1 protein-coding gene is annotated in these 1,284 nt (G+C 39.7%); it reads right to left on the bottom strand.

Annotation, left to right across the window (positions count from 1 at the left end; translation table 11 throughout):
• Nucleotides 1-1,284: M28 family peptidase (locus tag E1140_RS00295; RefSeq protein ID WP_155177963.1), on the bottom strand; the 1,284-nt coding region annotated here is incomplete at both ends.

The raw sequence follows: 1,284 nt of genomic DNA, 5'->3' as shown, positions 1-1,284 counted from the left end.
CAATAATTAAAATGATTTGTATAAATAGAGCACCGAGTAGAAACTCGAAAGTGGATATTTTTTGGAATATCAACTTAGAGAAAAAACCAAGAGCCATTATGCATACACCAATTACCGCCCAGATGTAGATGTTAGAATTGTAGAAATTGTTCCCATAAAAACTACTGTAGTTGGGGTTCATCCACAGTACAAGTGCATTTACAGCCCACACAAGACCTAAACTAATAACTACTACCAGTAAGTTAAGTCCTAATCCTTTTAAAGTACCCATTACCTGAATTGAACCATTCTTTTTTAGAAAAATGAATGTTACTACAAAAAGCAGAATGGATACAATAATTAGAGGCCAGTCGAAGCTGGCCGGATAAATTATGAGCTGCCCCAGCATACTAAAGAAAATGGCATCTTCAGCTTTTGTACTCGTTAAGTCAGTATTGCCAAAGTGATTAACCATTTGCCACATCAAATCTCCCTGATGCTGGAGCGTGCTTAGGTCAATATTTTGCCATGTATCAGCCGGGCTGTGATAGTAGGCATAACCCTCAATAAATGCACTGTTAAGTCCACTTATACTTGTTTCCTTAAACTCAGTAAAATCACTGCCGTTGGGCATTAGCTTATAAATTTCATAAGCTAATGCATTGGCCATTGGTTTATCAACAGCCTTGGAGAATTCCTTGATGATCCAGCCATTTTCAGAAGTAGTTTCAAAAGTGAAATTGATGCCAGTATTACCGCGTGCATCGAAATTGATAAGCATTCCTATATCATCTAATTCTGGATAGGAGTGAACAAAGGACTCAGCACCCAGCAGTCCAATTTCTTCTAAGTCGGTCATGAGGAAGTAGACATCATTTTTCAAAGGCCCTTGTTTTGAAAGCAATTCCATAGTTTCCAGCATTGAAGCAATAGAGGCGCCATCATCTGAAGCAGCTGGGGTGTTGGGCTGGCTATCATAATGCCCCATCACTAATAAGGCCTTTGTGTTATCTGTACCTTTTAGTTTGGCTAAAACATTAATGGCTTTGCCTGCTCTTACCCCTCTTCTTCCCCAGCTTCTCAGCCCTGTCTGTGAGAGCACTTTGGTTTCCAGATCTAACTTTTTACATTGATCATAAATGTAATTTCTTACGCGCTTATGACCTGTAGTATTCTCACTGTGAGGTTCTCGTGCTATAATTTTTAGGTGCTCAAGTGCACGGTAGGCAGAGTAACTATCAGGTGTATAACCAGGAAGGGCAGGTGCCGGAGTTGTGAGCTGATTAAATGAGATGAGACTAACTA

This window comes from Fulvivirga lutimaris, from assembly GCF_009711525.1.
GTDB classification, from domain to species: Bacteria; Bacteroidota; Bacteroidia; order Cytophagales; family Cyclobacteriaceae; genus Fulvivirga; species Fulvivirga lutimaris.
Note: the sequence above shows the minus strand (reverse complement) of the source record. Positions and strands in the feature narration are given on the sequence as shown.